The organism is Enhydrobacter aerosaccus, from assembly GCF_900167455.1.
In the GTDB taxonomy this organism is placed as follows: domain Bacteria; phylum Pseudomonadota; class Alphaproteobacteria; order Reyranellales; family Reyranellaceae; genus Reyranella; species Reyranella aerosaccus.
Map to the genome: position 1 here is coordinate 156,849 of NZ_FUWJ01000009.1, position 25,454 is coordinate 182,302.

The 25,454-nt window shown below is 66.4% G+C and carries 26 protein-coding genes; 15 read left to right on the forward strand and 11 right to left on the reverse strand.

What is annotated here, in order from left to right; all coding sequences use genetic code 11:
• Window positions 1-2: 2 nt before the first annotated feature.
• The 3 genes from B5D62_RS24835 to B5D62_RS24845 all read right to left on the reverse strand — a co-directional run bounded on the left by B5D62_RS24835 (window position 3) and on the right by B5D62_RS24845 (window position 3,771).
• Entirely contained in the window at window positions 3-1,715 is a 1,713-nt protein-coding gene (locus B5D62_RS24835; protein ID WP_085936745.1) for a lipid II-degrading bacteriocin, read from the reverse strand.
• 86 nt (window positions 1,716-1,801) lie between these two features.
• Entirely contained in the window at window positions 1,802-2,851 is a 1,050-nt protein-coding gene (gene selD, locus B5D62_RS24840; protein WP_085936746.1) for a selenide, water dikinase SelD, read from the reverse strand.
• A gap of 116 nt (window positions 2,852-2,967) precedes the next feature.
• Complete coding sequence (locus B5D62_RS24845) at window positions 2,968-3,771, reverse strand: N-acyl homoserine lactonase family protein (RefSeq protein WP_139374076.1); 804 nt, start codon at window positions 3,769-3,771, stop codon at window positions 2,968-2,970.
• A gap of 198 nt (window positions 3,772-3,969) precedes the next feature.
• Between B5D62_RS24845 and B5D62_RS24850 the strand changes: the two genes are divergently transcribed.
• The gene (locus B5D62_RS24850; protein ID WP_085936748.1) at window positions 3,970-4,452 is read left to right on the forward strand and encodes a MarR family winged helix-turn-helix transcriptional regulator; all 483 of its coding nucleotides are present in this window, start codon (window positions 3,970-3,972) and stop codon (window positions 4,450-4,452) included.
• A gap of 127 nt (window positions 4,453-4,579) precedes the next feature.
• Window positions 4,580-5,917, forward strand: a complete 1,338-nt coding sequence (locus B5D62_RS24855) for an MFS transporter (RefSeq protein ID WP_085936749.1) — start codon at window positions 4,580-4,582, stop codon at window positions 5,915-5,917.
• A gap of 25 nt (window positions 5,918-5,942) precedes the next feature.
• On the opposite strand, the gene B5D62_RS24860 is transcribed toward B5D62_RS24855, so the two are convergent.
• The gene (locus B5D62_RS24860) at window positions 5,943-7,199 is read right to left on the reverse strand and encodes an MFS transporter (RefSeq protein ID WP_085936750.1); all 1,257 of its coding nucleotides are present in this window, start codon (window positions 7,197-7,199) and stop codon (window positions 5,943-5,945) included.
• 7 nt (window positions 7,200-7,206) lie between these two features.
• Window positions 7,207-8,601 carry a glutamate decarboxylase gene (gene gad, locus B5D62_RS24865; protein WP_085936751.1) on the reverse strand — a complete coding sequence of 465 codons (1,395 nt, stop codon included), beginning with the start codon at window positions 8,599-8,601 and terminating at the stop codon, window positions 7,207-7,209.
• 407 nt (window positions 8,602-9,008) lie between these two features.
• Between gad and B5D62_RS24870 the strand changes: the two genes are divergently transcribed.
• Entirely contained in the window at window positions 9,009-10,958 is a 1,950-nt protein-coding gene (locus B5D62_RS24870; protein WP_085936752.1) for a PhoX family protein, read from the forward strand.
• A gap of 33 nt (window positions 10,959-10,991) precedes the next feature.
• Here the strand turns inward: B5D62_RS24870 and B5D62_RS24875 are convergent, their stop codons facing one another.
• The 3 genes from B5D62_RS24875 to B5D62_RS24885 all read right to left on the reverse strand — a co-directional run bounded on the left by B5D62_RS24875 (window position 10,992) and on the right by B5D62_RS24885 (window position 12,049).
• Window positions 10,992-11,321, reverse strand: coding sequence for a hypothetical protein (locus B5D62_RS24875; RefSeq protein ID WP_139374077.1), 330 nt, complete (start codon window positions 11,319-11,321; stop codon window positions 10,992-10,994).
• A gap of 94 nt (window positions 11,322-11,415) precedes the next feature.
• Window positions 11,416-11,805, reverse strand: coding sequence for a hypothetical protein (locus B5D62_RS24880; RefSeq protein ID WP_085936754.1), 390 nt, complete (start codon window positions 11,803-11,805; stop codon window positions 11,416-11,418).
• 16 nt (window positions 11,806-11,821) lie between these two features.
• Window positions 11,822-12,049 (reverse strand): hypothetical protein, encoded by a 228-nt coding sequence (locus B5D62_RS24885; RefSeq protein ID WP_085936755.1) that lies wholly within the window; start codon window positions 12,047-12,049, stop codon window positions 11,822-11,824.
• 293 nt (window positions 12,050-12,342) lie between these two features.
• Here B5D62_RS24885 and B5D62_RS24890 point away from each other — a divergent pair, with 293 nt between their 5' ends.
• From B5D62_RS24890 to B5D62_RS24940, 11 genes are all read left to right on the forward strand, one after another.
• Window positions 12,343-13,422: an ABC transporter ATP-binding protein gene (locus B5D62_RS24890; protein WP_085936756.1), complete on the forward strand. Its 1,080-nt coding sequence runs from the start codon at window positions 12,343-12,345 to the stop codon at window positions 13,420-13,422.
• Between the two features lie 155 nt (window positions 13,423-13,577).
• On the forward strand, window positions 13,578-14,666 hold the full coding sequence (locus B5D62_RS24895; RefSeq protein ID WP_085936757.1) for an ABC transporter substrate-binding protein: 1,089 nt from the start codon (window positions 13,578-13,580) through the stop codon (window positions 14,664-14,666).
• A gap of 914 nt (window positions 14,667-15,580) precedes the next feature.
• On the forward strand, window positions 15,581-16,414 hold the full coding sequence (locus B5D62_RS24900; protein ID WP_085936758.1) for an ABC transporter permease: 834 nt from the start codon (window positions 15,581-15,583) through the stop codon (window positions 16,412-16,414).
• Window positions 16,414-17,202 carry an ABC transporter permease gene (locus tag B5D62_RS24905; protein ID WP_085936759.1) on the forward strand — a complete coding sequence of 263 codons (789 nt, stop codon included), beginning with the start codon at window positions 16,414-16,416 and terminating at the stop codon, window positions 17,200-17,202. Before B5D62_RS24900 ends, B5D62_RS24905 begins: the two co-directional genes overlap by 1 nt.
• Window positions 17,203-17,344: 142 nt before the next feature.
• The gene (locus tag B5D62_RS24910; RefSeq protein WP_085936760.1) at window positions 17,345-18,937 is read left to right on the forward strand and encodes a zinc-binding metallopeptidase family protein; all 1,593 of its coding nucleotides are present in this window, start codon (window positions 17,345-17,347) and stop codon (window positions 18,935-18,937) included.
• A gap of 214 nt (window positions 18,938-19,151) precedes the next feature.
• Window positions 19,152-20,159 carry a dimethylarginine dimethylaminohydrolase family protein gene (locus B5D62_RS24915; RefSeq protein ID WP_085936761.1) on the forward strand — a complete coding sequence of 336 codons (1,008 nt, stop codon included), beginning with the start codon at window positions 19,152-19,154 and terminating at the stop codon, window positions 20,157-20,159.
• A 111-nt stretch (window positions 20,160-20,270) separates the two neighbouring features.
• Complete coding sequence (locus B5D62_RS24920; RefSeq protein WP_085936762.1) at window positions 20,271-21,017, forward strand: class II aldolase/adducin family protein; 747 nt, start codon at window positions 20,271-20,273, stop codon at window positions 21,015-21,017.
• A 60-nt stretch (window positions 21,018-21,077) separates the two neighbouring features.
• Window positions 21,078-21,860, forward strand: coding sequence for a COG4705 family protein (locus tag B5D62_RS24925; protein ID WP_085936763.1), 783 nt, complete (start codon window positions 21,078-21,080; stop codon window positions 21,858-21,860).
• Window positions 21,861-21,963: 103 nt separating this feature from the next.
• On the forward strand, window positions 21,964-22,389 hold the full coding sequence (locus B5D62_RS24930; RefSeq protein ID WP_085936764.1) for a YeeE/YedE family protein: 426 nt from the start codon (window positions 21,964-21,966) through the stop codon (window positions 22,387-22,389).
• Window positions 22,390-22,392: 3 nt separating this feature from the next.
• On the forward strand, window positions 22,393-22,848 hold the full coding sequence (locus B5D62_RS24935) for a YeeE/YedE family protein (RefSeq protein ID WP_085936765.1): 456 nt from the start codon (window positions 22,393-22,395) through the stop codon (window positions 22,846-22,848).
• Window positions 22,849-22,940: 92 nt separating this feature from the next.
• On the forward strand, window positions 22,941-23,270 hold the full coding sequence (locus B5D62_RS24940) for a hypothetical protein (protein ID WP_085936766.1): 330 nt from the start codon (window positions 22,941-22,943) through the stop codon (window positions 23,268-23,270).
• An 85-nt stretch (window positions 23,271-23,355) separates the two neighbouring features.
• Here the strand turns inward: B5D62_RS24940 and B5D62_RS24945 are convergent, their stop codons facing one another.
• Window positions 23,356-23,973, reverse strand: coding sequence for a YdeI/OmpD-associated family protein (locus tag B5D62_RS24945; protein WP_085936767.1), 618 nt, complete (start codon window positions 23,971-23,973; stop codon window positions 23,356-23,358).
• A gap of 149 nt (window positions 23,974-24,122) precedes the next feature.
• Here B5D62_RS24945 and B5D62_RS24950 point away from each other — a divergent pair, with 149 nt between their 5' ends.
• Window positions 24,123-24,743 (forward strand): 2-hydroxychromene-2-carboxylate isomerase, encoded by a 621-nt coding sequence (locus B5D62_RS24950; protein WP_170921121.1) that lies wholly within the window; start codon window positions 24,123-24,125, stop codon window positions 24,741-24,743.
• Between the two features lie 59 nt (window positions 24,744-24,802).
• Here B5D62_RS24950 and B5D62_RS24955 read toward each other — a convergent pair whose 3' ends face one another.
• On the reverse strand, window positions 24,803-25,261 hold the full coding sequence (locus tag B5D62_RS24955) for a nuclear transport factor 2 family protein (protein WP_085936769.1): 459 nt from the start codon (window positions 25,259-25,261) through the stop codon (window positions 24,803-24,805).
• Window positions 25,262-25,331: 70 nt separating this feature from the next.
• A complete protein-coding gene (locus B5D62_RS34215) occupies window positions 25,332-25,454 on the reverse strand; it encodes a hypothetical protein (protein ID WP_269435124.1) in 123 nt (40 codons plus the stop codon).

A 25,454-nucleotide genomic window follows, 5' to 3' on the forward strand; every position in this document is an offset into this window, starting at 1 on the left:
CCTCAACGAGCATGCTTTCCTGACGAGCTGATCGGCTTCTCGCCAAGAATGAAGACCGTGTAGTCTCGATGCCCGAGTGAACCCAACGCTTCGCCAATCCGCGTGACGTCTTCGTCTATTTCCTTTCGGTGGCTCCCCCCGTACATTCGATATCGATCCGGCAGAGCACTCAATTTGCCTTCGAACGAATAGCTACCGTCTTCTCGAAGCACGAGCTTGCCGTCCATTTTGAGGGTTATGTTTCCAACAAAGAACCTGGAGTTAAATCTGTTCCCGGCCCAGAAAGGCTTCGTGCCTTCTATCTTGTACGTACCCGGCTTCCCCTCATTTAGGATTCTCTGCACTTCGGAAAACTGCTCGGGCCTTACCGAACTTGTGTCGATATCATCGAAACGATAGCGGACAGGTTCACCGCGACCGAACAGCCAATGCGCAAGGCCACTGAAGGGATCGGCGACTTCTGGCAGTAGTTCCCTTGTGGCGCGTTCATAGTCTGGACTTCCGGGAGGCGGTTCCACATTGGGAGCAGTTCCACGGCGACTGTCGGCTTTTGCTCGGTGCTCTGCATCCGGTGACCCACCAGCATTCTGTGCCAGGACGATATCGGTTTCGCGCTGCTGCTGCGGATCGAGCTTCGTCCAGAGGGTGAGCGGCGGGCGGCGGGTTTGCGGGCCGCCGTCCGGGGCGGGTTGGGCGAGCCAGTCGGTGACGGCGCGGTCCCGTTCGGCGCGGGCCTTCAGCGCCTCGCGCTTCCTGGTGCCGAAGGCGACGTCGATGAAATGCTGGTTGGTGGCGCGCTGGCTGGGATTGTCGGGCCAGTCCGATTCGTTCTGTGTCGTCGCGGCCTGGTGCGCAGCCTCCAATGCATCGAGGTCGTGGGTGTCGGGCAGGGCGAGGCCGTTGAGATAGTCCTGTCCGGCCAGATGCTCGCGCGCGGCGGCGATCAGCGGATCGAGGAGGACGCGCTCGGACGGATCGATCCGTTCGCCGGCGCGGGCATGGAGGACGATCGAGCTGGGGTAGTCGAACTTGCCCAGCGCCGCCTCGATGGCGATGCGCCAGATCGAGGGCGTGTCGCCGGGCTCCGGCAGGATGCCGGCGCCTGCTCCGGTCCACGGCCGCGTGCGGGCCAGCTCTTGGAAAGTGCTGTCGGAGGCGGCGTGCAGGGCCTCGATGGCGCCGGGATCGGCATGATCGAGCGCGGCCTGGCGGTGGAGCTGGTCGAGGCGGGCGGCCGCGGTGGCGTGACGCCAGGCGCGGGTCTGGCGGCCGATGTGATCGCCGACGGTGGCGTATTCGACGGTGCGATGCGCGCCCAGCGCCTCGCGCAGCAGGCGCCGCTGCGTCTCCGTGCCGGCCTGGTCGAGCGTCTCCTGGCGGGCGGCCTCCAGTCTGGCCAGCGCATCGTCGGCGCCGAGCAGGGCGTCGCGGCCGGTCGTGTTGAGGAAGGCATCGGGGCCGGTGTGGAGGATCTCGCGCTGGCGATCGAGGAACTGGTTCTGCAGCTCGGCGGCGCGGGTGATGTTGGCATATCCGGCCGCTTCGCGGGCAGCGGGATCGAGTGTCTCGCCGGGCGGCAGCGGGCCAAAGGCCAGGCGCGAGGCCGAAGCCTCGCCGGGAACGTCGACGTCGTGCGGCGACGGCGGCGGGGCCAGGTCTCGAGCGGATGTCGGGAGGATGAGGGTGCGGGCCCTGCGGGCAACCTGAGCCCGCACCGCACCGATCCACGATTATGGCCCTTACCCCCTGGTGCGGCGATATGGGCCGCGCCTTGTCGGGTATCGGGCCGAAGACCTCGCTCCTACGCGATCACCTTCACCACCGGTTCACCCGATTCGGCGCGGCCGATGACTCGGGCGGCGGGATAACCGGCGGCGGCGATCTTCCGGACGATGGCGTCGGCGCGCTCCGGGGCGCAGGCAACCAGCAGGCCGCCGGAGGTCTGCGGATCGGCGAGCAGGTGGCGGCGCCAGTCGGGCAGGCCCTCGGGCAGGCGCACGTCGTGGCCGTAGCTCGCCCAGTTGCGATGCGAGGCGCCGGTGACGAAGCCCTGCTGCGCCAGCGCCGCCGCTTCCGAAAGCAACGGCACGGCATCCGCCTCGAGGACGAGCGTGAGGCCGGAGCCGCGTGCCATCTCGAGGCCATGGCCCAATACGCCGAAGCCGGTGACGTCTGTGATGGCGTGCACGTCGGCATCGGTGCCGAGCTCGGTACCGACCTTGTTCAGGAGCGTCGTGGTGCCGATCATCTCGGGATAGGCCGGAGGCGGCAGCGCGCTCTTCTTGATCGCCGCCGAGTAGATGCCGACGCCGATCGGCTTGGTGAGGATCAACGCGTCGCCGGCCCTGGCGCCGGAATTCCTGCGCACCTGCTCGGGCCGGCAGGTGCCGATCACGGCGAGGCCGTAGACCGGCTCGGGGCAATCGATCGAATGGCCGCCGGCCACCGGGATGCCGGCGCTGGCACAGACGGCGGCGCCACCTTTCAGGATCTCGCGCACCATCTCGGTCGGGATCTTGTCGACCGGCATGCCGAGAATGGCGAGCGCCATCACCGGCTTGCCGCCCATGGCATAGACGTCCGACAGCGCGTTGGTGGCGGCGATGCGACCGAAGTCGTAGGGATCGTCGACCATCGGCATGAAGAAATCGGTGGTGGCGATGATGCAGGTGTTCTCATCCACCTGCCACACGGCGGCGTCGTCGGAGGTCTCCGTGCCCACCAGCAGCTGCTTGTAGACCGCGGCCGCCGGCTGATCGGCCAGCAACTCCTGCAGCACGGAAGGCGCGAGCTTGCAGCCGCAGCCGCCGCCGTGCGCGAGAGAGGTGAGGCGGACCTTGTGCGTGTTCATGATGATTTCACTCCCGATTTATCCGCACCCTAGCACGACTGTCGGGACCGAGGCGCCGCGTTGGACGTTCCCTCCAATGCGCAGGCGGCATGGTCCATCATTGTCGGGCATGGGGATCATTCGTAGAAGGCCGGCGAGTGCTTCAGGCTCTCGAAGGTGGGCTGGTCGTGGTTGATCCAGAGCAGGGCCTTCTTCGCCGCCACGATGGTCGCCAGCCGGGCGTGCGAGGCGTGGGTCTGGTCGGCGCTGGTGTTCATGGATGGCACGCGGTCATTGTCCCAGTTGTCCTTGAAGTGCGCCGCATCGCCGGTCAGGACGACCCAGCCGGTGCTGGGCAGATGCACGAGCAGCGACTGGTGCCCCGGCGTGTGGCCGGGCGTCGAGAGAATGACCGCGCTGCCGTCGCCGAAGATGTCGAGATCGCCGGCGAGTTCGCGCATCGGCCGGTCCTTCCTGAAGGGCGGGGTCTTGCCCTCTGCGAAAGCCCAATCGACTTCCGCTTTCTGAATCAGGAGCGTCGCCGCCGGGAACAGATCGACGTTGCCGACATGGTCGCCATGCGTATGCGAGACGGCAACGTAGGCGATATCGTCAGGCTTCACGCCGATCTCGGCGAGCTGCGCGACGAGCTTCTTCGCCCGTGTCGCCGTGCCGAGCGCGTTTGTCATCGGCTTGTCGGCGATGGCGTCGGGATAGCCGGTGTCCCACAGCAGCCATTGCGTGCCGTGGCGGATGAGGTAGCAGCTGTCGGAAAGGCCGATTGGCTTGCCTGTATTGACGCCCGGCGACCATCGCGCCTGGTCGGTCGCGGCGTTGTGCCCGCAATCCATAACGTAGAGCCGGTCGACCGTCTGCGCTCCGGCGGGCAGCGCGATCGCCATGGCCGTAGCCAGGCCGAGGAACCATCGATTCATCCGCATCAGAGTCCCCGAAAGAAATCCCTCCATCACGCTAGCGCGTTCGGGAAACGGGCGCACGCTGGAGAAGCGCAAGGTCATGCCGAGGGCCGAGGGATCAGCGATGCCGGCGGTCCCATTCGCGCTGCGTGGCAGCCATGCGTCTACGCGGTTGCTCGATTATCAGCATATGCTGATAATGTCGGAGAAGCTGGAGACGGAATGGCAGAACGGAAAACCGAGGCGGTCGGCGTCGTGCGCTGCAGCTGTACGGCGTTGCGCAAGGCGACGCGGCGCATCTCGCTCCTCTACGACATGGTGTTTGCCCCGAGCGGTCTGAAGACCTCGCAGCGGGCGCTGCTGGCCCATGTCGGTCGTCTGGAACCGGCCACGGTCGGCCGGCTGGCGGAGGCGCTGGTGATGGATTCGGGTGCCCTGGCCCACACGCTCAAGCCACTCGAACGCGACGGGCTGGTCGCCATCGCCATCGATCCTGAGGATCGCCGCAGCCGGCTGATCAGGCTGACGCGGCGAGGCCGGGACAAGCTCGCCGAGACGGATGCGCTGCTGGACAGGGCGCAGAAGGGGTTCGAGGTCGCCTTCGGCCGCGCCGAGTCCGAGGCCCTGCGCAAGGCGCTGCACGTCCTGATCTCGGACGATTTCACGGCCCGCTTCGAGAAGGCCCTCTCGACTCCCGCCGGTTGATGGCAGTGGCGGACACGGTCGATGGATACGGCACCGGCGAACGGACCGTGCCGCCGCAAGGATGACGCTGTGCGCTTCGGTCAACGAGGCGCATCGGGACCCCAAAACAGTACAGTGGTGAAGGCGTATGAGTACGATCGATGAAACACGGATCGATGAGACACCGGCAGCCCCGGCGTCCGGCCTGAAGCGGCTCCTGGACCGGCTTGGCATTCATTATGGCTGGGCTGTCGCGGCGGCGACCTTCCTCACCATGCTGTCGACGGCCGGCGCCATGGGCTCGGCCGGCGTTTTGATCGAGCCGCTGCAGGCGGAGTTCGGCTGGACCAATGCCGAGATCTCCAGCGCGCTGGCGGTGCGGCTGGTTCTGTTCGGACTGATGGGACCGTTCGCGGCGGCGCTGATGAACCGCTTCGGCGTACGGCAGGTGGTGCTGACGGCGATCGTCACCATCTCGGCCGGCCTGCTGGGTTCGTTCTTCATGACCCAGATCTGGCAGCTCATGATCCTGTGGGGCGTGATCGTCGGCCTCGGCACCGGCATGACGGCGCTCGTCCTCGGCGCCACCGTGGCGACGCGCTGGTTCAGCAAGCGGCGCGGCCTCGTGGTCGGCATGATGACGGCCAGCAACGCCACCGGCCAGCTCGTCTTCCTGCCGCTGCTGGCGAACCTCACCACTTCGCTCGGCTGGCGGCCCGCGCTCACCTTCGTCCTGATCGTGCTGGGCCTCGCCTTCGTGCTCGTTCTGCTCCTGATGAAGAACTATCCGGCGGATGTCGGCCTGCCACCCTATGGCGAAGCGGCGATCGTGCCGCCGCCAGCGGAACAGCATGGGCTCGGGGTCCTGCTGATGGCGCCGATCGTCGCCCTGCGCGATGCCGTCCGGACGCAGACCTTCTGGGTCCTGTTCCTGACCTTCTTCATCTGCGGCCTCAGCACCAACGGCCTCATCCAGACCCACTGGGTCAGCCTGTGCGGCGATTTCGGCATCGTGCCGGTCGGCGCGGCCAGCATGCTGGCGGTGATCGGCATCTTCGACTTCATCGGCACCATCACCTCGGGCTGGCTGTCCGACCGCTACGACAACCGCTGGCTGCTGTTCTGGTTCTACGGGCTGCGCGGCCTGTCGCTTCTCTATCTGCCGTTCTCGAACTTCAGCATCGTCTCGCTGTCGGTCTTTGCCGTGTTCTACGGCCTCGACTGGGTGGCGACCGTTCCGCCGACGGTGAAGCTGGCGGCGGAGCGGTTCGGGCGCGATCGCGTGCCGCTGATCTTCGGCTGGATCTTCACCGGCCATCAGCTTGGCGCGGCGACGGCGGCTTTCACGGCCGGCACCACCCGCACCGAGTTCGGTACCTACCTGCCGGCGCTGTTCGGGGCCGGCGCCTTCTGCATGATCGCCTCGCTGCTGGTGATCAGCCTGTCGCGCTCGCCGAAGCCGGCCATCGTGGCGGCGCCGGCGTGAAACCCGTTACCGGCCGGGCAGCCCCCTAGCCGGGCAGCCCTGGCGCCAACCGGGCTGCGCCGGCCGGATGCAGGGTTTCCCGGATCAGCAGCGCCGCGACCAGTCCCACCGCCATGAAGCCCACCAGCGGCGAGAAGGCGACGCGGTAGTCCGCGGCGGTGAGGGCGGCCAGTCCGCCGCCCGCCTGGCTGCGTTCCAGCAGCATGCCGACCAGCGGCTGCGAGGCGGCGCTGCCGGCGTAGTAGCAGGTGCTCAGGAAGCCGATCGAAAGTCCGGCCAGCCGCGGATAGAGATCGCGCGCGACCGCGTAGGAGACGATGTTGGCGCTGCTGAAGAAGCCGACCAGGAAGATGGCGGCCTCGAAGCCCAGGATCGGCAGGCCCGGCAGGTAGAGCAGGGCCGCCATCGTCGCCAGGGCGCCGACGCCGGCGATCACCATCGGCCGCTTCCGCCGCCCGAGATGATCCGACCACCAGCCGAAGAACAGGCTGCCGGCGATGCCGCCGAGGAACAGCAGGGAGCCGACATCGGCGGCCTCGATCGCGCTCATGCCGTAGGCCTTCTCGATGTAGCTCGCCCCCCACAGCCCGCCGAAGGCGACAAAGACGAGGCTGATGCTGGTGGCGTAGACGGCGTTGATCCAGACCTGCGGGTCGGTCAGCACGCCGATCATCTGCGCCGGCCGGGGTGCGGGTTCGGGGTGGCTGCCGGCCTGGACGCGATCCCGGACCACGAGGAGGACGAGGACGCCGAGGGCCAGTTCGGCCCATCCCATCCAGCCCACCGTCGCTCGCCAGCCGAGGACGTTCACCACCGACGCCACCGGCGCCCCGCTGGCGGCGCCGATCATGCCTGCCGTGTTGGTCATGCCGGCCAGGGTCGAGAAGCGCGACGGCGGAAACCATTCCTGCACCAGCTTCAGGCAGCCGATGAAGGAGAAGGCCGAGCTTGCCCCCATGACGAGGCGCGCGAGTTCGGCATCGCCCGAGCTGCCGGCTCGCGAGAAGGCGAGGGCACCGAGGCCGGCCGCGAGGATGGCGACGACCAGCGGCCGGCGGGTGCCGAAGTGATCGACGATCAGCCCGACCGGAATCTGGAGGATCGCATAGGCATAGAAATAGATGGCGGCAATGTTGCCGAGCGTGGCGTCGGTTGCCTTGAAGGCGAGGGCCAGGTCGGCCGCGATGATGTCGGGGACGACCTGATGGATGTAGTTGAAGACGACGAAGAGCGCCGAGAGCACCCAGATCGCCCACGGCAGGACGGCCGCTGTGCGCTTCATTTGCGGATCAGTGGCTGAAGGCGGTGCCTTCCCGCGGGATGGCAGCCTCCTTGTGGGAATGGCGGCCGAGATAGGCCATCGCCGACCGGATGTCGTTGATGAGGATGCCGGCAAGGTCGCGGCTCACCCCCAGCCGCACGAGGATGCGCTGGACGACCACGTCTTGCTGGTTGGCCGGCAGGGAATAGGCCGGCACCTGCCAGCCGCGCATGCGCAGCCGGTCGGCGAGATCGTAGAGCGAATAGCCCGGATCGACGCCGTCCCGGATCTTCCAGCAGACTGCCGGGATGCCGGTCGCGGGATCGCCGTCGGCCAGGATCTCGAACGGGCCGAGGGCGGCGATCTCGCCGGCCAGGTACTGGGCGGTCCGGTAGCAGGACATGTGGAGGCTGGTGTATCCGTCGCGCCCCAGGCGCACGAAGTTGTAGTACTGCGCCACCACCTGCCCGCCGGGACGGGAGAAGTTCAGCGCGAAGGTCGGCATGCTGCCGCCGAGATAGTTGACGTCGAAGATCAGGTCCTGGGGCAGGTCGTCCTTCTCGCGCCAGACGATCCATCCGCATCCCAGCGGGGCGAGGCCGAACTTGTGGCCCGAGGCGTTGACCGACTTCACGCGCGGCAGCCGGAAGTCCCATTCGAGATCGGCGGCGCAGAAGGGCGCCAGGAAGCCGCCGCTGGCGCCGTCGACATGGATCGGGATGTCGAGCCCGGTTTCCGCCTGCAACCGGTCGAGCGCCTCGCTGACCGCCTTCACCGGCTCGTAGCGACCGTTGAAGGTGACGCCGAGCGTGGGCACGACGCCGATGGTGTTCTCGTCGCAGCGGGCGATCACTTCCTCCGGGCCCATCAGGAGGCGGTCCTTCTCCATCGGAATCTCGCGCAGTTCGACGTCCCAGTAGCGGGCGAACTTGTGCCAGCACACCTGCACCGGGCCGCAGATCAGGTTCGGCCGGTCGGCGGGCTTGCCGGCGGCGCGGCGCTTCTCGCGCCAGCGCCACTTCATGGCCATGCCGCCCAGCATCGCCGCCTCGCTCGAGCCGGTGGTGGAGCAGCCGATGGAATTCAGCGGGTCCGGCGAATTCCACAGGTTGGCGATCATGTGGACGCAGCGGTTCTCGATCTCGGCCGTCTGCGGATACTCGTCCTTGTCCACCATGTTCTTGTCGATGCAGTCATCGAGCAGGCGATGAACCTCCGGTTCGATCCACGTCTGACAGAAGGTGGCCAGGTTCTGGCGCGAGTTGCCGTCGAGCAGAAGCTCGTCGCGGACGGCCTGGTAGATGCGTCCGGGGTCGCGCTCGTGACGCGGGAAATGCTTCTTCGGAAGCGGGGTCGAGAGATCAGTCGACGCGAACAGGCTGTCGTTCTCGTCGTCGCGATAATGCGGGCTGGAAAGGGCCATGGTGAATCAGTCGCTCGTTGGGGTGTTGCCGGCCGGCCACCGGGCGGCTGCCGGGCGAAGCACAAGGCGCCAGGAAGCGCTTGTCGAGGAGGGCTGCAAGCGACCGGAAACAGCGGGAGGAGCGGCCGGCGGGGCCGAAGGAGTGGCAATCGGATTCATTGCCGGCGAGATGTTTCAGGAAGCACGCAACTGCGGGGGTAGTGATGCCCCGGACGGGTGTCAAGCGACGCGCCTCGTCCCGGCTGGCGGCGGTTCGGCTCGGGATGAACGCAGCGTATGACACCGCATCCGCCCGTCATCCCGTTGTCATCCAACTGTCAAACCGGACCGTCACAATGAGGGACCCTGAAATGAAAGGCCTTCAGCGGCGGCGACGGTCGCCCCCTGCGGCCTGACCGGAGCCCCCCATGCGTCTTTCCTCCCGCCGTCATGCGATGAAGCTTCTTGCCGGAGCGCCGCTGCTGCCGCTCGGCGGCACTGCCGCCTCGTCGATCCTCGCCGCCTTCGCCGATGCGGCGCCGGCAGCGGCCAGCCCGGCCAATCTCGTCTCGGCCCGCTTCAGCTCGACGCCCTCGCCGACGCTGGCCAATCCGGCGGCGATGGCGACCACCACGATCGACTCGACCCTGACGCTCACCCTGGCCGACGGCAGCAAGCGCGACTACCGGCTGGGCTATCAGCCCTTCTTCATCACCGGGGACATGGTGCCGGACGACAAGGGCGGCACCATCCTGGCCGGCGGTTATGTCGACATCGACAACAAACCGATCATCGACAGGTCGGTGCCGGGCAAGGAGCGGCAGATGTTCTCCGACGCGCCCGACGGCACCTCGCTGCTGACGCTATCCGATGCATCGGTGCCGGGCCTCAAGGGCAAGCCGGTGTTCGCGGTCGTGCAGTTCGAATACACGACCGCCGATCAGGCCGGCACCGACACCTATGGCACCCTGCCGTCGCCGATCGCCGTGCTGACGCTCGACCAGGACCAGGACACGGGCAAGCTGACGCTGGTGAAGTATCACAACGTCGACACCTCCAAAGCGCACGGCCTGTGGATCACCTGCGGCGCCAGCCTGTCGCCGTGGAACACCCATCTGTCGAGCGAGGAGTACGAGCCCGACGCGCCTTTCATCGCCGACAACAAGGGCTTCAAGCGCTTCAGCCACAACCTGTTCGGCGACGAATCCAAGGCCAATCCCTATCACTACGGCCACTTGCCCGAAGTCACGGTGCATCCCGACGGCACGGGTACGGTGGTGAAGCATTACTGTCTCGGCCGCCTCTCGCACGAGCTGGTGCAGGTCATGCCGGACAGGCGCACCGTGCTGATGGGCGACGACGCCACCAACAGCGGCCTGTTCGTGTTCGTCGCCGACCGTCCCGCCGACCTGTCGGCCGGCACGCTCTATGTCGCCAAGCTGGGCGAGGGCTTCTCGAACGATCCCGCCGGTGCCGGCGCGCCGCTCACCTGGATCAAGCTCGGCCATGCCACCAGCGCCGAGATCGAGAAACTCGCCGACACGCTGAAGCCGTCCGACATCATGACCGTGTCGAAGACCGATCCCAACGACGCGAGCTTCACGCGCATCTTCGCCAACGGCGTCGCCAACTGGGTCAAGCTCGAACCCGGCATGGAGAAGGCCGCCGCCTTCCTCGAGACCCATCGCTACGCCTACCTGATGGGCGGCAGCATGGGCTTCACCAAGATGGAAGGCACCACGGTGAACGTGCGCGACAAGGTCGCCTATTCGGCCCTGCAGAACATGGTCGATTCGATGGTGAAGGGCGGCAAGGGCTGGAATGCCGAGAGCGGCATCGCGCTCGACAAGCCGCTGGTCGCCGGCGGCATCATCGCCCACGACCTCGCCGGCGGCCAGAAGGACACGTCCGGCGCCGCCATCGACAGCGAGTGGATGCCGGTGCGGACGCGCACGCTGCTGGTCGGCGAGGACATCCCGGCCGACGCGCTGGGCAACCTGGCGGCGGTCGACCGCGTCGCCAATCCCGACAACCTGAAATTCTCCGAGACGATGCGGACCCTGTTCATCGGCGAGGACAGCAGCACCCACGTGAACAACTATCTATGGGCCTATAATGTCGATACGAAGGAACTGTCGCGCCTGATGTCGCTGCCCGCCGGCGCCGAGTCGACCGGCCTGCACGCGGTCGACGAGATCAACGGCTGGACCTACATCACCAGCAACTTCCAACATGCCGGCGACTGGCTGAAGGCGCTGCACGACAAGGTGAAGCCGGAACTGGATCCGCTGATCCGCGCCAACTATCGCGACCGCTTCGGCGCCGCCGTCGGCTACATCACCGCCGAGCCGACCGGCATACGGATGTCGCAGAAGTAGCCGGGAGCGCCGGGTCGACGCCAGCGCCGTTCGCTATCGATTGGGCGGCGGTGGCGCGCTGCGGCGGACGTAGCCCTTGTCGCGCATGCAGGACTCGAAGTAGCCGGCTTCGGCGACGGCGCGATCGGTGTCTGTATGTTGTTGCGAGGCCATGGCGGCGGCGCCGCTCGCGTAGGTCGACATGTAGGACGGATAGATCCGCATGGCCTGGCTCTGGGCGATGATATGGCAGTCGGACTGGTCGGTCGCGGCCGTGCTCTTGCTGACGCCCGGCTTCTCCCACTCCATCGGCGCCGTGCAGGCGGCCAGCGCGACCGGCAGCATCAATAGAATGATTTTCCCAACCGTTGCCCAGCCTGGCATGGCGGATCCTCGCGTCTCTCCCTTGTCCCAGAAGCATCATGGCCGGCCTTGTCGCCTTGAGCCAGATCAAGCTGCCGTCCCGGCAGTGGGCGGGTCAGCTCTTGGCGGGCTGCTCGACCGGCTGGGCGTCGAGCCAGTGCCGCGCTTCGTGCATCTCGCGGAAGATGGCGAGTGGCCGGCGGACCTTGGCAGCCTTGGCGAAGATCTCGGCCTGGGCGTAGCTCTCGTCGGTCGGCGCGACGATGGCGACCGGACCGACCTGGCCGTGCTGGGCGTAGTAGAGTAGCCGGGCACCGAGCTTCTCCAGCCCGGCCGGGTCCAGTCCGCGCGCCGTGGCCGCGATCTCGAAGATCTTGCGGTAGGACATGGCGCCACCGGCCGTGACGCCGGCGAAATACTGTTCGATATCCTGGATGCTGACCTCATCCTTGGCCACGGCGACGACCAGCCGGGTCGGATGCGAGATCGTCCAATGAACCGGCATGCGAAAGGACGAACGCTCAGGCTGCAGGAGCCGCGACGTCCGCCACGGTCCGGTCGGTACGGCAGCGCTGCTCACCCAGCGGCGTGAGCCGGATGCGCCCGTCGTTCTCCTCGACCAGGGCGAGATGCTTCAAGCGCTCCACCGAGGTCAGGCGCAGATGTTTGGGCTTAGAGATTCCATTGGCGACACGACGCAGGGCCGTCTGCTCGTTGGGGCTGAGCGGGGCGAGCAATCCACGTTCCATCGGCACCTCCTGCTCATCACGAGCATCAGAGCGCCTTTGAGCGCCGCCCGCAACCGGTACATTATGAAGAGACCGTGGCAGGTCCGGCTGTTATTGCCATTCCAGAGCAAATTGAATCTCCCGACGATGAGGCGGACCTTCCGCCGTCGGCGCCCATTGACTCTCGCGGCCGTCAGACGTCCGCTTGGCATAGGGTTTGCTGTTTGGCCTTCTCATTGCGCAGATGATGCAGCGCGGCGATGCTTGGGGAGCGGATGGCGGTGACATCGGGCAGGGCGAGGCGAAAGAACTGAATGGCTGGCCTGCAGGCCTTGTCGCTGGACAGGGTATCCAAACAGTATGGGGCGGCGAGGGCGCTGGACGACGTCTCGCTGACGGTCGCCGGCGGTGAGTTCCTGACGCTGCTGGGCCCGTCCGGGTCCGGCAAGACGACGCTGCTGATGTCGATCGCGGGCTTCGTCGCGCCGACCAGTGGCCATATTCGCCTCAACGGTCAGCCGATCGAGCATCTGCCGCCGGAGAAGCGCAACTTCGGCATGGTGTTCCAGGGCTATGCGCTGTTTCCGCATCTCACCGTGGCCCGCAACGTCGCCTTCCCGCTCGAGGTGCGCGGCACGCCGCGAGCGGAGATCGAGAAGAAGGTGAAGGAGGCGCTCGGGCTGGTGCAGCTCGGCGCCTTCGCCGAGCGCCTGCCGCGACAGCTTTCGGGCGGCCAGCAGCAGCGCGTGGCCTTGGCCCGGGCACTCGTCTTCGCGCCGCACCTGATGCTGCTCGACGAGCCGCTGAGCGCGCTCGACCGCAAGCTGCGCGCCGACATGCAGATCGAGCTGAAGTCCTTCCATCGCCAGATCGGATTGACGTTCATCTACGTCACGCACGACCAGGACGAGGCGCTCAGCATGTCCGACCGCGTCGCCATCCTGCGCGAGGGCAAGCTGCTGCAGCTCGGGCCACCCTCCGAATTGTACGAGCGTCCGGCGACGCGGTTCGTCGCCGAGTTCCTGGGCAAGAGCAATTTCCTCAGCGGCAGGGTCGAACGACGCAGCGCCGACGGCTTCACCTTCCGCTGCAACGGCCTGTCGTTCGAGCACAAAGGCATCGATGCGCCGGCGATCGACAGCGAGGTGCTGATGGCCTTGCGGCCGGAACGTATGCGCGTGGTCGAAGGCGACGATCGTCCGCGCAACACGATCGAGGGCAGCATCGCCGAATTCAGCTATCTCGGCACGGCCTTCCATTTGCTGGTGGATACGGTTGCGGGAAGGCTGGCGGTCACGGTGCCGACCTGGCGCCATGGCGGACCGCCGGCGATCGGCAGCAGGCTGACGGTGGGTTGGGACGCCGACGCCTCCATCCGCGTGGAGCACGACTGAATGGGAAAGATCCCTCGGCATCGCCTCGGGATGACATCGGACAGGGGACGCACGCTGTGCGCCAAACCGCAAAGTGTCATCCCGAGTCGCGCGCGGGTTACCGTGCGCTTGAGAGAGGGATCTCGAGGGGCAACACAGACGAAGGGAGACATCAGATGACCAGGCTTCAGACATTCGCCGAGGACCAAGCGGAGATCATGGCGATGACGCGCCGCCGCATGCTCACGGGCGGCACCGCGCTGGGCGTCGCCGCCGCGACCGGCCTGGGCGGCGGAAGCGCGAATGCCGCGCCCAAGGAAGTGGTGCTGGCGAACTTCGGCGGCGATGCGGTGAAGGCGATGACCGAGGCCTTCGCCGTGCCCTACGAGAAGGCGACCGGCGGCAAGATGGTGGTCGACGGCGCCGGGCCGTCGAACGGCAAGATCAAGACCATGGTGACGGCCAAGAACGTCATCTGGGACATGGTCGATTCCGGTCTCGCCGGCACCGGCGAGCTGGGCCCGGCGGGGCTGCTGGAGGAGATCGACTATTCGGTCGTCGACAAGAGCAAGGTGACGCCGGGCTTCGCCTACAAGTACGGCGTCTGCAACTACATGTTCTCGTCGGTGCAGGCCTGGGACACGACGAAGGTGAAGGAGAAGCCGACGCTGGCCGACTTCTTCGACTTCCAGAAGTATCCGGGCAAGCGGCTGATGCGCAAGGACAGCCAGGCGATGCTGGAGCTGGCGCTGATGGCCGACGGCGTGCCGGCCGACAAGCTCTATCCGCTCGACGTGCCGCGGGCGCTGAAGAAGATCGCCGCCATCAAGAAGGACCTGCTGTTCTGGTCCACCGGCGCCGAGAGCCAGACCATGCTGCGCGAGGGCGAGGTGGTGATGGGCTGGCTGTGGCATACGCGCGGCGTGCTGCTGCAGAAGGACACCAACAAGAAGATCACCTTCTCGTTCGATGGCGGCCTGCTGCAGCCGGGCCTGTGGGTGGTGCCCAAGGGCAATCCCGCCGGCAAGCAGGCGATGGTCGGGATCGCCTCGGCACAGGCGCCGGAAGGGCAGGTGAAGCTGCTGGCGGCGATGGGCAACGGCCCCGCCAACCCGGCCGCCGCGCCCCTGGTGCCGGCCGAGCTCAATGCGATCAATCCGGCCGCGCCGGAGAACGTCAAGGTCCAGGCCAAGATCGACGCCGACTGGTACGAGAAGAACTACGCCAAGGCGCGCCAGGACTTCCTCGACATGATCGCGTCGTAAGTCATGGTCTCGGCTGGGAGCGCGCCACGCCACAAGCGGAGCGAAGCTCCGCTCGTGCGGCGCGTCTTGTCTCCCGCCTCAACGAGGATGAGCGCCACTGGAGTGGCGCGCTCCAATGACTTCCTGAGCATATCCCGTGTCACCCTGAGCCCTCTCGATGTCATCCCGAGCGCAGCGAAGGATCTCTCGCCGCGACCCGACAGTATCGAGGTCCCTCGCTTACGCTCGGGACGACACGGTGGTTGGCGTGTCAGCCCGATCGGCCAGCCATGACCGCCGACTGCCGCGCCCCGTGGATGATGACCACCAACCGCCGCCCCTCACCGGCGACAGGTGCATCGACGCCTTCCCGTATCACCCTGAGCCCTCTCGGTGTCATCCTGAGCGAAGCGAAGGATCTCGTCTGTCGGTCCGACAGCATCGAGGTCCTTCGCGTGCGCTCGGGACGACACGGGGGGTGGCGTGCCAGCCCGATCGGACAGCCATGACCGCCGCCCGCCCTGTCCTCTGGATGACGACCACCAGCCGCCGCCCCTCATCGACGACAGGTGCATCGACGCCTTCCCGTATCACCCTGAGCCCTCTCGGTGTCATCCTGAGCGCAGCGAAGGATCTCTCGCCGCGGCCCGACAGTATCGAGGTCCCTCGCGTGCGCTCGGGACGACACGGTGGTTGGCGTGCCAGCCCGATCGGCCAGCCATGACCGCCGCCCGCCGTGTCCTCTGGATGACGACCACCAGCCGCCGCCCCTCATCGACGACAGGTGCATCGGCGCCTTCCCGTGTCACCCTGAGCCCTCTCGGTGTCATCCTGAGCGCAGCGAAGGATCTCGTCTGTCGGCGCGACAGTGTCGAGGTCCCTCGCGTACGCTCGGGACGACACGGTGATGGGTTCGCCAGCCCGATCGGACAGCCATGAGCCGCGACCGCCGCCTCTCGTGGATGATGATTGCGCCGGCGCTGCTGCTGGTGACGGTGCTGTTCTTCGCGCCGCTGGTGCGGGTGCTGATGATCAGCGTCACCGAGCCCACGCCCGGTCTCGGCAACTATGCGCTGCTCTTCACCAGCGCCTCGATCCAGCGCACGCTGCTCACCACGCTGCGCATCTGCGTCTTCACCACGGCGATCACGCTGGTGCTGGCCTATGCCGTCGCCTACGTGCTGACGCATGCGCGGCCGGCGGCGCAGCGGCTGATGCTGCTGGGCGTCCTGCTGCCGCTGTGGATGTCCGTGCTGGTGCGTGCCTTCGCCTGGGTGACGCTGCTGCGGCGCGAGGGCCTGCTCAACAAGGGGCTGATGTCGCTCGGCCTCATCGACCATCCGCTGGCGCTGATGTGGAACGAGACCGGCGTCACCATCGGCATGGTCCACTATATGCTGCCGCTCGGCATCCTGCCGCTGTGGTCGGCCATGCGCGGCATCGACGGGCGCGTGCTGGCGGCGGCGCGCGGGCTGGGCGCCGGCCGCGTGCAGACCTTCGGGCGCGTGTTCCTGCCGCTCAGCCTGCCGGGGGTGATCGGCGCCGGGCTGCTGGTGTTCATCTTCTCGCTCGGCTTCTTCATCACGCCGGCGATCCTGGGCGGCGGCAAGACCATCATGGTCGCCGAATACATCGACACGCAGATCCAGGAGTCGCTGCGCTGGGGCGTCGGCACCATGATCGCCACGACGCTGATCGCCACTATCTTCCTGCTGATGTTCGTACTCGGCCGCATCGTCGACCTGCGCACGCTGTTCGGAGCCAAGTGATGGACGGCGTGCTCGCACCCGGCCGTCCCGTCCGCGCGCTCGGCTGGACGGTGATCTGCTTCCTGGTGCTGCCGATCCTGGTGATCTTCCCGATCTCCGTCACCGACCGGCGCTTCCTGTCGCTGCCCGAGCACGGCATCTCGTTCGAGCACTACGCCAACCTCTTCACCAGCCCGCAGTGGCTGGGCAGCATCGGCCAGAGCGTGGTGATCGGCATCGTCTCGGCGGCGCTGGCGGTGACGCTGGGCACGCTGTGCGCGATCGGCTGCTGGCGGCTGTCGAGCCGGGCCAGCGAGATCGTGCGCAGCCTGATGCTGGTGCCGATCGTGGTGCCGACCATCGTCTATGCCATCGGCATCTATCGCTTCTGGGTCGACCTGCGCCTGCTCGACACCTATGCCGGCGTCATCCTCGCCCATACCGTGACCTCGATCCCCTATGTCGTGATCACCGTCTCGACCTCGCTGGCGGGTTTCGATGCGCGATTGGAACAGGCGGCGCGCAGCCTCGGCGCCTCGATGCGCCAGACCTTGTGGCGCGTCGTGCTGCCCTCCATCCTGCCCGGCGTGGTGTCGGGCGCCATCTTCGCCTTCATCCATAGCTGGGACGAGCTGGTCATCGTGCTGTTCATCGCCAGTCGCGCCATCTTCACCCTGCCGCGGCGCATCTGGGACGGCATCAACGAACATCTCGACCCGACCATGGCGGCGGTGGCGTCGATCCTGATCCTGCTGTCGGTCCTGCTGCTGCTGCTCGACATGACGGTGCGGCGCAGGCGGGAGGGGTAGTTGGTGTTCCTCCCCATTCAAATGGGGAGGTGCCCGCGTCAGCGGGCGGAGGGGTCAGACGCAGCGTTACGGTTGCCTCTGACCCCTCCGGCCCTGCGGGCCACCTCCCCCGGGGGCGGGGGAGGAGGAATGAGAGGAAGAAATGGACGGCAAGAAATCGGCGATCGGCTGGGTCGAGAACAATCTCAAGCAACTGTCCGCCGACCACATGACGATCTGGAACTATCACGAGCCGTCATGGCGCGAGTACAAGTCGGCGAAGTGGTATGTCGAGCGGCTGCGCGCCGAGGGCTTCACGGTCGAGGAAGGCTCGGGCGAGATGCCGACGGCCTTCTGCGCCCGATGGTCCAACGGTAAAGGCCCGACCATCGGCGGCTATGCCGAGTACGACGCCATTCCCGGCCGCAGCCAGGCGGCGGTGCCCTATCGCAAGCCGCGCGAGGGCGTGAGCAAGTATGCCGCCGGCCACACCGATCCGCATTCCGGCCTCGGCATCGGCGCGCTGGCGGGCTTCCTCGCCGCCAAGCATGCGATGGAGAAGCACGGCATCGCCGGCACGCTGGTCTTCCTGGGCGAGCCGGCCGAGAAGATGTGCGGCTCCAAGCCCGTGCATGCCGCCAAGGGCTATTACGACGGGCTCGACGCGGCGATCAGCTTCCATCCGCATTCGTTCCAGGCGCTTTCCAACGGCTGCTTCTGGGACACGCACTCGGCGCCCTACTGGAGCCGCATCTACACCTTCGAATGCAACGAGCCCGAGACGTGGCAGAGCCAGCAGTCGGCGGCCACGGTGGCGCACCTGCATTCGGCGGCGCGCGCGCCCGGCGCCATCGACGCGCTGTGCCTCATGTACACCTCGTCGAAGTACCTCAAGGAATCGATGCTGCCGCATACGGGCTCGTGGAGCCTGAACGAGTTCATCCCGGTGGCGGGGCTGGCGGCGGCCGACAACATCGCGCCGGTGGTGTCGCAGATCCAGTATTCGCTGCGCGCCCCCGATCTCGAGATGTGCGAGAAGGTCTTCGCCGTGCTCGACAACAACGCCGTGCATTGCGCGGCGATGACCCATTGCACGGTCGAGAGCGCCTGGATCACCCGGACGCGCGCCGGCCTGCCCAACCATGCGATGGCCGAGATCACCTTCCGCAACTTCGAGCTGGTCGGTCCGCCGAAATGGAGCGACGAGGCGCGTGCCTTCGGCCGCGAGATCCAGAAGAACCTCGGGCTGGAGCCGATGGACGATCCATTCCTGCCCGAGATCCAGCGCCTGTCGCCGCCGCAGGAGGCGGAGAAGTCGTTCCGCGCCCAGCTGCCGCCATGGCAGAAGAACCTCGCCGCCGACGACTACGTCGAATACACGTGGCACGCGCCGACGGTGCGGCTCTATGTGAGCCGGCCGACGCTCGCGTCACCCCCAAGGGACAAACACCCCGGCTATCGCTATCCCGACTGGTCGCGCTACGCGATGATGGGCACGCCCGCCTGCATCGATCCGATGTGGTCGACCGCGGGCAAGGTGATCGGCGCCACCATCATCGACCTGATGACCGACAAGGCGGCGCTGGACCGTGCGCAGGCCGAGTTCAGGGAGCGCACCGGCGGCGGCATCGGCGGCTCGAAGTGGGTGGCGCCGCTGCTGCCCAGGGACTTCGCGCCGCCGGTCGATTACCGCTGGCCCGAATACGTCACCACGGTGCGCGGCGAGGAATGGACCATCCCGACGGGGAAGGGGTGAACAGAAATCAAAACCCTCATCTTGAGGAGCATCGCAATCAAAACCCTCACCCTGAGGAGCATCGCGAAGCGATGCGTCTCGAAGGGTGGGACCAGTCCCCGATGTTGCCCACCCTTCGAGACGGCGCTGCGCGCCTCCTCAGGGTGAGGCTTCTTTTCGAGGACGAGGGAAGGGTACCGGGCTGAAGGCTTGAATGGAGAGGAAGAGGACGGACATGGGAATCATCTCCGAGGCGGAATATCGCTACAACATGCTGATCAAGACCTTCGCCTCGCGGCCGGAGCCGGCCTTCGAGACGGAGAGCGAGCAGGTCGAGGTGTGGGGGCAGAACTGGGGCTGCAACAGCGATGTCGGCAATCTGCGCAAGGTGCTGATGCACCGGCCGGGCGACGAGCTGAAGGTGGTCGATCCGGCCAAGAAGCTGCCCGACATCGGCGCCTATGGCGATCCCGAGACCGGCTGGTACTGGCGCGGCGATTCGATCCCCGATCTCGACTCGATGCAGGCCCAGCACGATGGCCTCGTCGAGGCGCTGCGCGAGGAGCAGGTCGAGGTGGTGTTCCTCGACGCATGCGCGCCGGGCAAGATGAAGTCGATCTATACGCGCGACTCCGTGATCGCGGTGAATGGCGGCGCCATCGTCACCCGCATGGGCCCGCCGGTGCGGCGCGGCGAGGAGCTGCCGGTCACGCGCACGCTGGCCAAGATCGGCATGCCGATCCTGCGCACCATCCACGGCACCGGCATCCTGGAAGGCGGCAGCTTCGCCTTCATCACGCCCAAGGTCGCGGTGGTCGGCATCTCCAGCCGCGTCAACGAGGAGGGCGCGCGCCAGCTCGAGGAGGTGCTGAAGGTGCAGGGCATCGAATTGCTGCGCGTGCATCTCACCGGCTATCGCCTGCATATCGACGGCAACTTCGTGATGATCGATGTCGATACCGCGATCATCAATCCGACCCAGCTTCCTTTCACCTTCCTCGAGAAGCTGAAGGAGCTGAAGATCCGCACCATCGAGGTCTGCCCCGACGATCCGATCTGGACCATCAACTGCCTCGCCGTGCGGCCGGGCCGCATCCTGATCGCCGACCAGGTCAGCAACCGTACGCTCGACAAGCTCAATGATGCCGGCATCTCGATTCGGCTGGTGCCCTATGACAAGGTCTATCTCGGCGGCGGCGGCATCCACTGCTCGACCGGCCCGCTGGTGCGCGACCCGATCTGATCCGCGAGCCCGATTTGATCTACGAGGACGTGCGCAATCCCCTCACCCATCCTCTCCCCCGTGAGGGGGAGAGGTCAGGTGAGGGGGGCGAACCAAGGAAGGAGGATCATCATGAAAGGCCATAACATCGATCCGCAGGAATGGGCGATCCGGTGCGATCTCGCCGCTGCCTATCGCCTGATCGCGCATTTCGGCATGACCGATCTCATCTATACGCATCTGTCGGCGCGGCTGCCGGGCGAGGAGCATCGCTTCCTGCTCAATCCCTACGGGCTGCTGTTCGACGAGATCACCGCCTCCAGCCTGGTGGTGGTCGATCCCGAGGGGCATGCGATCGAGGAGGAAGAGGAGTCCAAGATCAACAATGCCGGCTTCACCATCCACTCGGCGGTGCACATGAACCGCGACGATGCGATGTGCGTGATGCACACCCACACTGTCGCCGGCATGGCCGTGGCGGCGCAGGAGCAGGGATTGCTGCCGCTCAACCAGATGTCGATGGAATTCTACGGCCACGTCTCGTACCACGCCTACGAGGGCATCGCGCTCGATCTCGACGAGCGTGACCGGCTGGTGCGCGATCTCGGCAGCAATGACGTGATGATCCTGAAGCATCACGGCCTGCTGACGACCGGACGCACCGTCGCCGAGGCCTTCTACAACATGTATTACATGGAGCAGGCCTGCCGCATCCAGATCGCCGCCACCCAGGGCGGACAGAAGATCACGCTGCCGCCGGCCAAGGTGGCCGAGCACACGGCCGGCCAGTTCAACCGCACCGCCAGCACCAAGGGGCAGCGTCCTTGGGTCGCGCTGCGCCGCATGCTCGACCGCGAGAGCCCCGGCTACGCGAGCTGACCGCGCGGAGCCGGGCAGGGGCGTGCCGCGTTTCCTGTCGGGCGACGAGGAGGGCTGCGCATGGACGAGCGTTCCGATGAAGTCCTGTCGAAGGTGCCGGCCGTCACGCTCGGCTTCTGGATCATCAAGATCGCGGCGACGACGCTGGGAGAGACGGGCGGCGACGAGCTCTCGATGTCGCTGGGGCTCGGCTATGCGCTCAGCAGCCTCATCTTCATTGCCCTCTTCCTCGTCGCCGTCGCCGCGCAGGTGAGGGCGAAGGCGTTCCATCCCTTCCTCTACTGGGTCGTGATCGTGACGACCACGACCGCCGGCACCACGATGGCGGATTTCGCCGACCGCTCGCTGGGCGTCGGCTATCCTGGCGGGTCGATCATCCTGGCGGTGCTGCTGCTCGCCTCGCTCGGCCTGTGGTACCGCGTCGAGGGCTCGGTCTCCGTCGACACCGTGGTCTCGCCGCGCGTCGAGGCCTTCTACTGGATCACCATCCTGTTCTCCCAGACGCTCGGCACGGCGCTCGGCGACTGGGGCGCGGATAGCGGGCTTGGCTATGGCGGCGGCGCACTGGTCTTCTCCGCCGCGCTGGCCATCATCGTCGTCTGCCACTATGTCACCAGCCTGCCGGCGACGCTGCTGTTCTGGAGCGCCTTCATCCTGACGCGGCCGCTCGGTGCCACCGTCGGCGACTTCCTCGACAAGCCGGTAGACAGTGGCGGGCTCGGCATGAGCCGCCTCTACGCCTCGCTCCTGATCGCCCTCTTCATGGTGGCCTGCATCGTGATCATCCCGCAGCGGGCGGGTCGGCATCCCGGCCCCTCCGGCTCGCCGAGATCGGCCGGCTGATCGGGTCGGCGCCTCTGTGCCGAACTCCAGGCATTCGTCGGTGCCGATTGCCGACGGCGGCGCGTTGAGGCAAGTATCCGCCAAATCAACGAGGGAGAGATCGGTGGCGGCTTTCGATCCGGTGGCGGGTCTTCTGGGCGGTGTCCTGATCGGCCTCGCCTCGGTCATGCTGATGGTGCTGACCGGGCGCATCGCCGGAATCAGCGGCATCGTGGCCGGCGTCGTGTCGAGCAGTCGCGGCGAGAGGTCGTGGCGGCTGGCCTTCCTCGCCGGACTGGTGGGTGCGCCCCTCATCATCGGCGTGCTGGGCGGCTCGTTCGAACCGCCGCCGATGCCCTCGAACTGGGGCCTGATCGTCGTCTCCGGCCTGCTGGTCGGCTTCGGGTCGCGACTGGGCGGCGGCTGCACTTCGGGACACGGCGTGTGCGGCATCGCCCGCCTGTCGCGGCGCTCGATCGTCGCCACCGGCCTGTTCATGGCCGCCGCCATGATCGTGGTGGCGATCATGCGTCACGGCATGGGGGGCTGAGCCATGCGGGCCATCGCGAGTTTCTTCTGCGGCCTGGTGTTCGGCTGCGGGCTCTTGATCTCCGGCATGACCGAGCCGCCGATCGTGCTGGGCTTCCTCGACGTGCTGGGACACTGGAACCCGACCCTGGCCTTCGTAATGGGCGGCGCCCTGGTCGTCTCGGCCGTGGGCTTTGCCTTCGCCCGTCGCCAGCCGGCGCCGGTCTTCGCCGAGCGTTTCGACTGGCCGACCCAGGGCAAGATCGATGCAGCGCTGGTGGTGGGCTCGATCCTGTTCGGCATCGGCTGGGGCCTGGTCGGACTCTGCCCCGGCCCGGCGATCGAGAATCTCGCCACGCCCTCGACCGAGCTCATCGTCTTCGTGCTGGCGATGATCGCCGGCATGGGCCTCTATGGCTGGCGCCAGACACGGCTGCCTTCGGCCGAGGGTCGCGAGCCCGCCATCGCTTCCGACGGTTAGCAGAAGAGGCATACGTATTGTGGGACCGAAGCTGATGCTTCGCCGCCTATGATCCTGTCGGGAGGAAACATTCGTAGGGTGCAGAGTCGTCAATGACCGAAGCTGACATGATCGAGCAGGAGATCATTCAGCGGATCAGGGCCGCACACCTACGCCTGCGGTTCGACAAGGTGGTTTTGCGCCTCGTTGGCGGATTGAAGGCCGCCTTGGCGAACGTCATTCCGGAAGGGCAAGCCGTGATCTTCACCGTTACGGCGCCCCTAAAACATCCCGCGAAGACCGCTTTGGTTCTGGAAAATCTGGTGCGCGATGGCCTGTCCGACGGCGAGCGCAGGGAGGTCATCCACGATAACCAAGTTCGACTTCGCCGGCTGAGAGGCGTCGCGATGCATAGGCCCAAGGGTGCTCGGTTTCGTACATAACCCCGAGGCGGACGCTGGTCTCATCCTGGCTCTGGCCGAGGCGCGGTTGCTCGAGCAGAACGGGAATGCTTGAAGCGGGCCGCTGCTATTCTTCGGATTCCCGCTTTGGAGTCCGCTTGCCTTTGGCGGGGTGAATGGTTTCGCCGCGGGCGAGCATGTCGACGAAGTCGCGAATTCGCCTGTTCCGCGTTTCGGGGCGCTTGGCAGCGTTCACGCGATAGACGAAGGCGAATCTGTTGGCACGGTCGAGCGTCGCGAACGCCCGCTTCGCCTCGGCGTTTGCAGCCAGGGCGGCCAGGAAATCGGGCGGCGGTTCGGCCTTGCCCTGGGATTGATAGGCCGCACTCCAGCGACCGTCGGCCTTGGCTTTCTCGACCTCGCGCAATCCGGCTGGTTGCATGCGCGCTTCGCGGATAAGGCGCTCGGCCGTATCGCGATTGATCGCGGACCATCGGCTCGCCCCTCGCCGCGGCGTCATTCTCACCAGATAGTAATGTTCATCGAACGTCCCGAGCTGACCGTCGATCCATCCGTGACACAAGGCGGCTTCGACGGCCTGCGCCTTGGTGATGGTCGCTTGCGGCGCGCCGGCTTTCGCGAGCTTGAGCCAGAAGCCGCTCGCGCTTCCCTCGTGTGCGGACAGATGAGCTTCGAAGGATGACACGTTCGCAAATGACAGGATCGGACCTTTTGGATTGGACATGCACCTTCCTCGTGCGGGCGACTGAGCAATCCCCATGGATATGTCCCGCACTCGAATAGCCAGCATGCGGACGGGAGGCGGAACTCATAGACTGTATCATGATGCTCACGTCCGGAGCGCAAGTCCTGGGAAACCGAAAGAGCTTCAGAATGGCTGCCAGAATCGAGACGTACTACGATTTCAGATCACCCTACGCCTACTTCGCCGACTGGCGGATACGGAAGGGCGGCCTTGGCTTTCCGGCCAATGTTGAATGGACGGGGCGACCGATCTTCATTGACGTCATCCTGAACCTGCAGTCTGGACGCGAGCCCTGGGCCTCCTATGTCGATACGCTCATACCGCCCAAGCGGGCCTATCTGATGACCGACATTCGCCGGATGGCCGAGTTCTACGGCGCTCCCTATCAGCCGTCATGGAAATGGCCGTCGAAGCCAAACCAGATCCCGGCGCTGTGTGTCGCGTCCTTGTTGTCGGGAAAGGCGGAAGAACTGTTCCGAAGCAGCGTCTTCGATGGCCTTTGGCACGAGAAGAAGGACATCGCCGACGCCGCTGTTCTCACTGACATGGTGGAGCGTGCCGGTGGCGATCCGCGAGTGGTGGAGCAGGCCCGAGACCCGAAGGTCCACGAGATGCTGACGCAGCAGACCGTCGACGCCTATGGCCGCGGTGTCTTCGGAACCCCGACCTTCGTCTGGAACGGGGAGATCTTCTTTGGTGCCGATCGGCTCGACGTCCTGGCGTGGAAAGCCGCGCGCGCGGGCAACTGAAGCGCCGCAAAGGGCCAGTCTCCGAAAGCTGCTCGCCGCCATCGCGCGGCGGGAGGACGTCAGACCTTGAAGGCCTGGCGCGCCAGCAGCTTCCAGTTCGAGCCCTGCTTCTGCCAGACCTGGAGGATGCCGAGCTTGGAAACGGACCAGTTGCCGTCGCCGTTGCCGCTCTCGCCCATCCAGTTGTGGCGCACGATGGCGTTGGCGCCGGCGATGACCACCGTCTGGTTGGAAAGGTTGATTGCCTTGTAGATCGTCTTCTTGCTGGCGATCACGTCGACGAAGGTCGCCTTGTCCTGGACCACGCCACTGGAATGGCCGTAGCTCAGCTGATCGACGACCAGCGATTCGAGCTTGGACTTGTCGGCGGCCAGCATCGCCTTGGTCAGCTCGATCACCGCCTCGGCGACGGCGGCGGTGTCCGGTGAAGACTGGGCGAAGGTCGGGGTTGCACCAAGCGTTGCGGCGCCCGAGGCCAGGAAAGCAGCGGCGGCGAGATGGCGTCGGCTGATCGTCATGGTTCCCTCCAGGTTGCTCCCGACGAGCGCGGGAGTGACGGAGGCTATCACAGATCGCGCCGCCTGCACGTCAGGGACGGTTGTCGTTGCCGTGATCGTGAGTGGCGTAGCGGCCGTCGGCACCGGGCAGGTCCTTGCAGGCGGCGATCATCGACAGGCAGATCAGCACCGCGATCAGGCCCACCGCCCGCAT

What these genes read in the sequence shown, in the direction of transcription:
- selD (WP_085936746.1), bottom strand. Translation starts at nt 2,851, where the DNA reads ATGAACACGCACAAGGTCCGCCTCACCTCTCTCGCGCACGGCGGCGGC.
- B5D62_RS24845 (WP_139374076.1), bottom strand. Translation starts at nt 3,771, where the DNA reads ATGCGGATGAATCGATGGTTCCTCGGCCTGGCTACGGCCATGGCGATC.
- B5D62_RS24850 (WP_085936748.1), top strand. Translation starts at nt 3,970, where the DNA reads ATGGCAGAACGGAAAACCGAGGCGGTCGGCGTCGTGCGCTGCAGCTGT.
- B5D62_RS24855 (WP_085936749.1), top strand. Translation starts at nt 4,580, where the DNA reads ATGAGTACGATCGATGAAACACGGATCGATGAGACACCGGCAGCCCCG.
- B5D62_RS24860 (WP_085936750.1), bottom strand. Translation starts at nt 7,199, where the DNA reads ATGAAGCGCACAGCGGCCGTCCTGCCGTGGGCGATCTGGGTGCTCTCG.
- gad (WP_085936751.1), bottom strand. Translation starts at nt 8,601, where the DNA reads ATGGCCCTTTCCAGCCCGCATTATCGCGACGACGAGAACGACAGCCTG.
- B5D62_RS24870 (WP_085936752.1), top strand. Translation starts at nt 9,009, where the DNA reads ATGCGTCTTTCCTCCCGCCGTCATGCGATGAAGCTTCTTGCCGGAGCG.
- B5D62_RS24875 (WP_139374077.1), bottom strand. Translation starts at nt 11,321, where the DNA reads ATGCCAGGCTGGGCAACGGTTGGGAAAATCATTCTATTGATGCTGCCG.
- B5D62_RS24880 (WP_085936754.1), bottom strand. Translation starts at nt 11,805, where the DNA reads ATGCCGGTTCATTGGACGATCTCGCATCCGACCCGGCTGGTCGTCGCC.
- B5D62_RS24885 (WP_085936755.1), bottom strand. Translation starts at nt 12,049, where the DNA reads ATGGAACGTGGATTGCTCGCCCCGCTCAGCCCCAACGAGCAGACGGCC.
- B5D62_RS24890 (WP_085936756.1), top strand. Translation starts at nt 12,343, where the DNA reads ATGGCTGGCCTGCAGGCCTTGTCGCTGGACAGGGTATCCAAACAGTAT.
- B5D62_RS24895 (WP_085936757.1), top strand. Translation starts at nt 13,578, where the DNA reads ATGACCAGGCTTCAGACATTCGCCGAGGACCAAGCGGAGATCATGGCG.
- B5D62_RS24900 (WP_085936758.1), top strand. Translation starts at nt 15,581, where the DNA reads ATGAGCCGCGACCGCCGCCTCTCGTGGATGATGATTGCGCCGGCGCTG.
- B5D62_RS24905 (WP_085936759.1), top strand. Translation starts at nt 16,414, where the DNA reads ATGGACGGCGTGCTCGCACCCGGCCGTCCCGTCCGCGCGCTCGGCTGG.
- B5D62_RS24910 (WP_085936760.1), top strand. Translation starts at nt 17,345, where the DNA reads ATGGACGGCAAGAAATCGGCGATCGGCTGGGTCGAGAACAATCTCAAG.
- B5D62_RS24915 (WP_085936761.1), top strand. Translation starts at nt 19,152, where the DNA reads ATGGGAATCATCTCCGAGGCGGAATATCGCTACAACATGCTGATCAAG.
- B5D62_RS24920 (WP_085936762.1), top strand. Translation starts at nt 20,271, where the DNA reads ATGAAAGGCCATAACATCGATCCGCAGGAATGGGCGATCCGGTGCGAT.
- B5D62_RS24925 (WP_085936763.1), top strand. Translation starts at nt 21,078, where the DNA reads ATGGACGAGCGTTCCGATGAAGTCCTGTCGAAGGTGCCGGCCGTCACG.
- B5D62_RS24935 (WP_085936765.1), top strand. Translation starts at nt 22,393, where the DNA reads ATGCGGGCCATCGCGAGTTTCTTCTGCGGCCTGGTGTTCGGCTGCGGG.
- B5D62_RS24940 (WP_085936766.1), top strand. Translation starts at nt 22,941, where the DNA reads ATGACCGAAGCTGACATGATCGAGCAGGAGATCATTCAGCGGATCAGG.
- B5D62_RS24945 (WP_085936767.1), bottom strand. Translation starts at nt 23,973, where the DNA reads ATGTCCAATCCAAAAGGTCCGATCCTGTCATTTGCGAACGTGTCATCC.
- B5D62_RS24950 (WP_170921121.1), top strand. Translation starts at nt 24,123, where the DNA reads ATGGCTGCCAGAATCGAGACGTACTACGATTTCAGATCACCCTACGCC.
- B5D62_RS24955 (WP_085936769.1), bottom strand. Translation starts at nt 25,261, where the DNA reads ATGACGATCAGCCGACGCCATCTCGCCGCCGCTGCTTTCCTGGCCTCG.
- B5D62_RS34215 (WP_269435124.1), bottom strand. Translation starts at nt 25,454, where the DNA reads ATGCGGGCGGTGGGCCTGATCGCGGTGCTGATCTGCCTGTCGATGATC.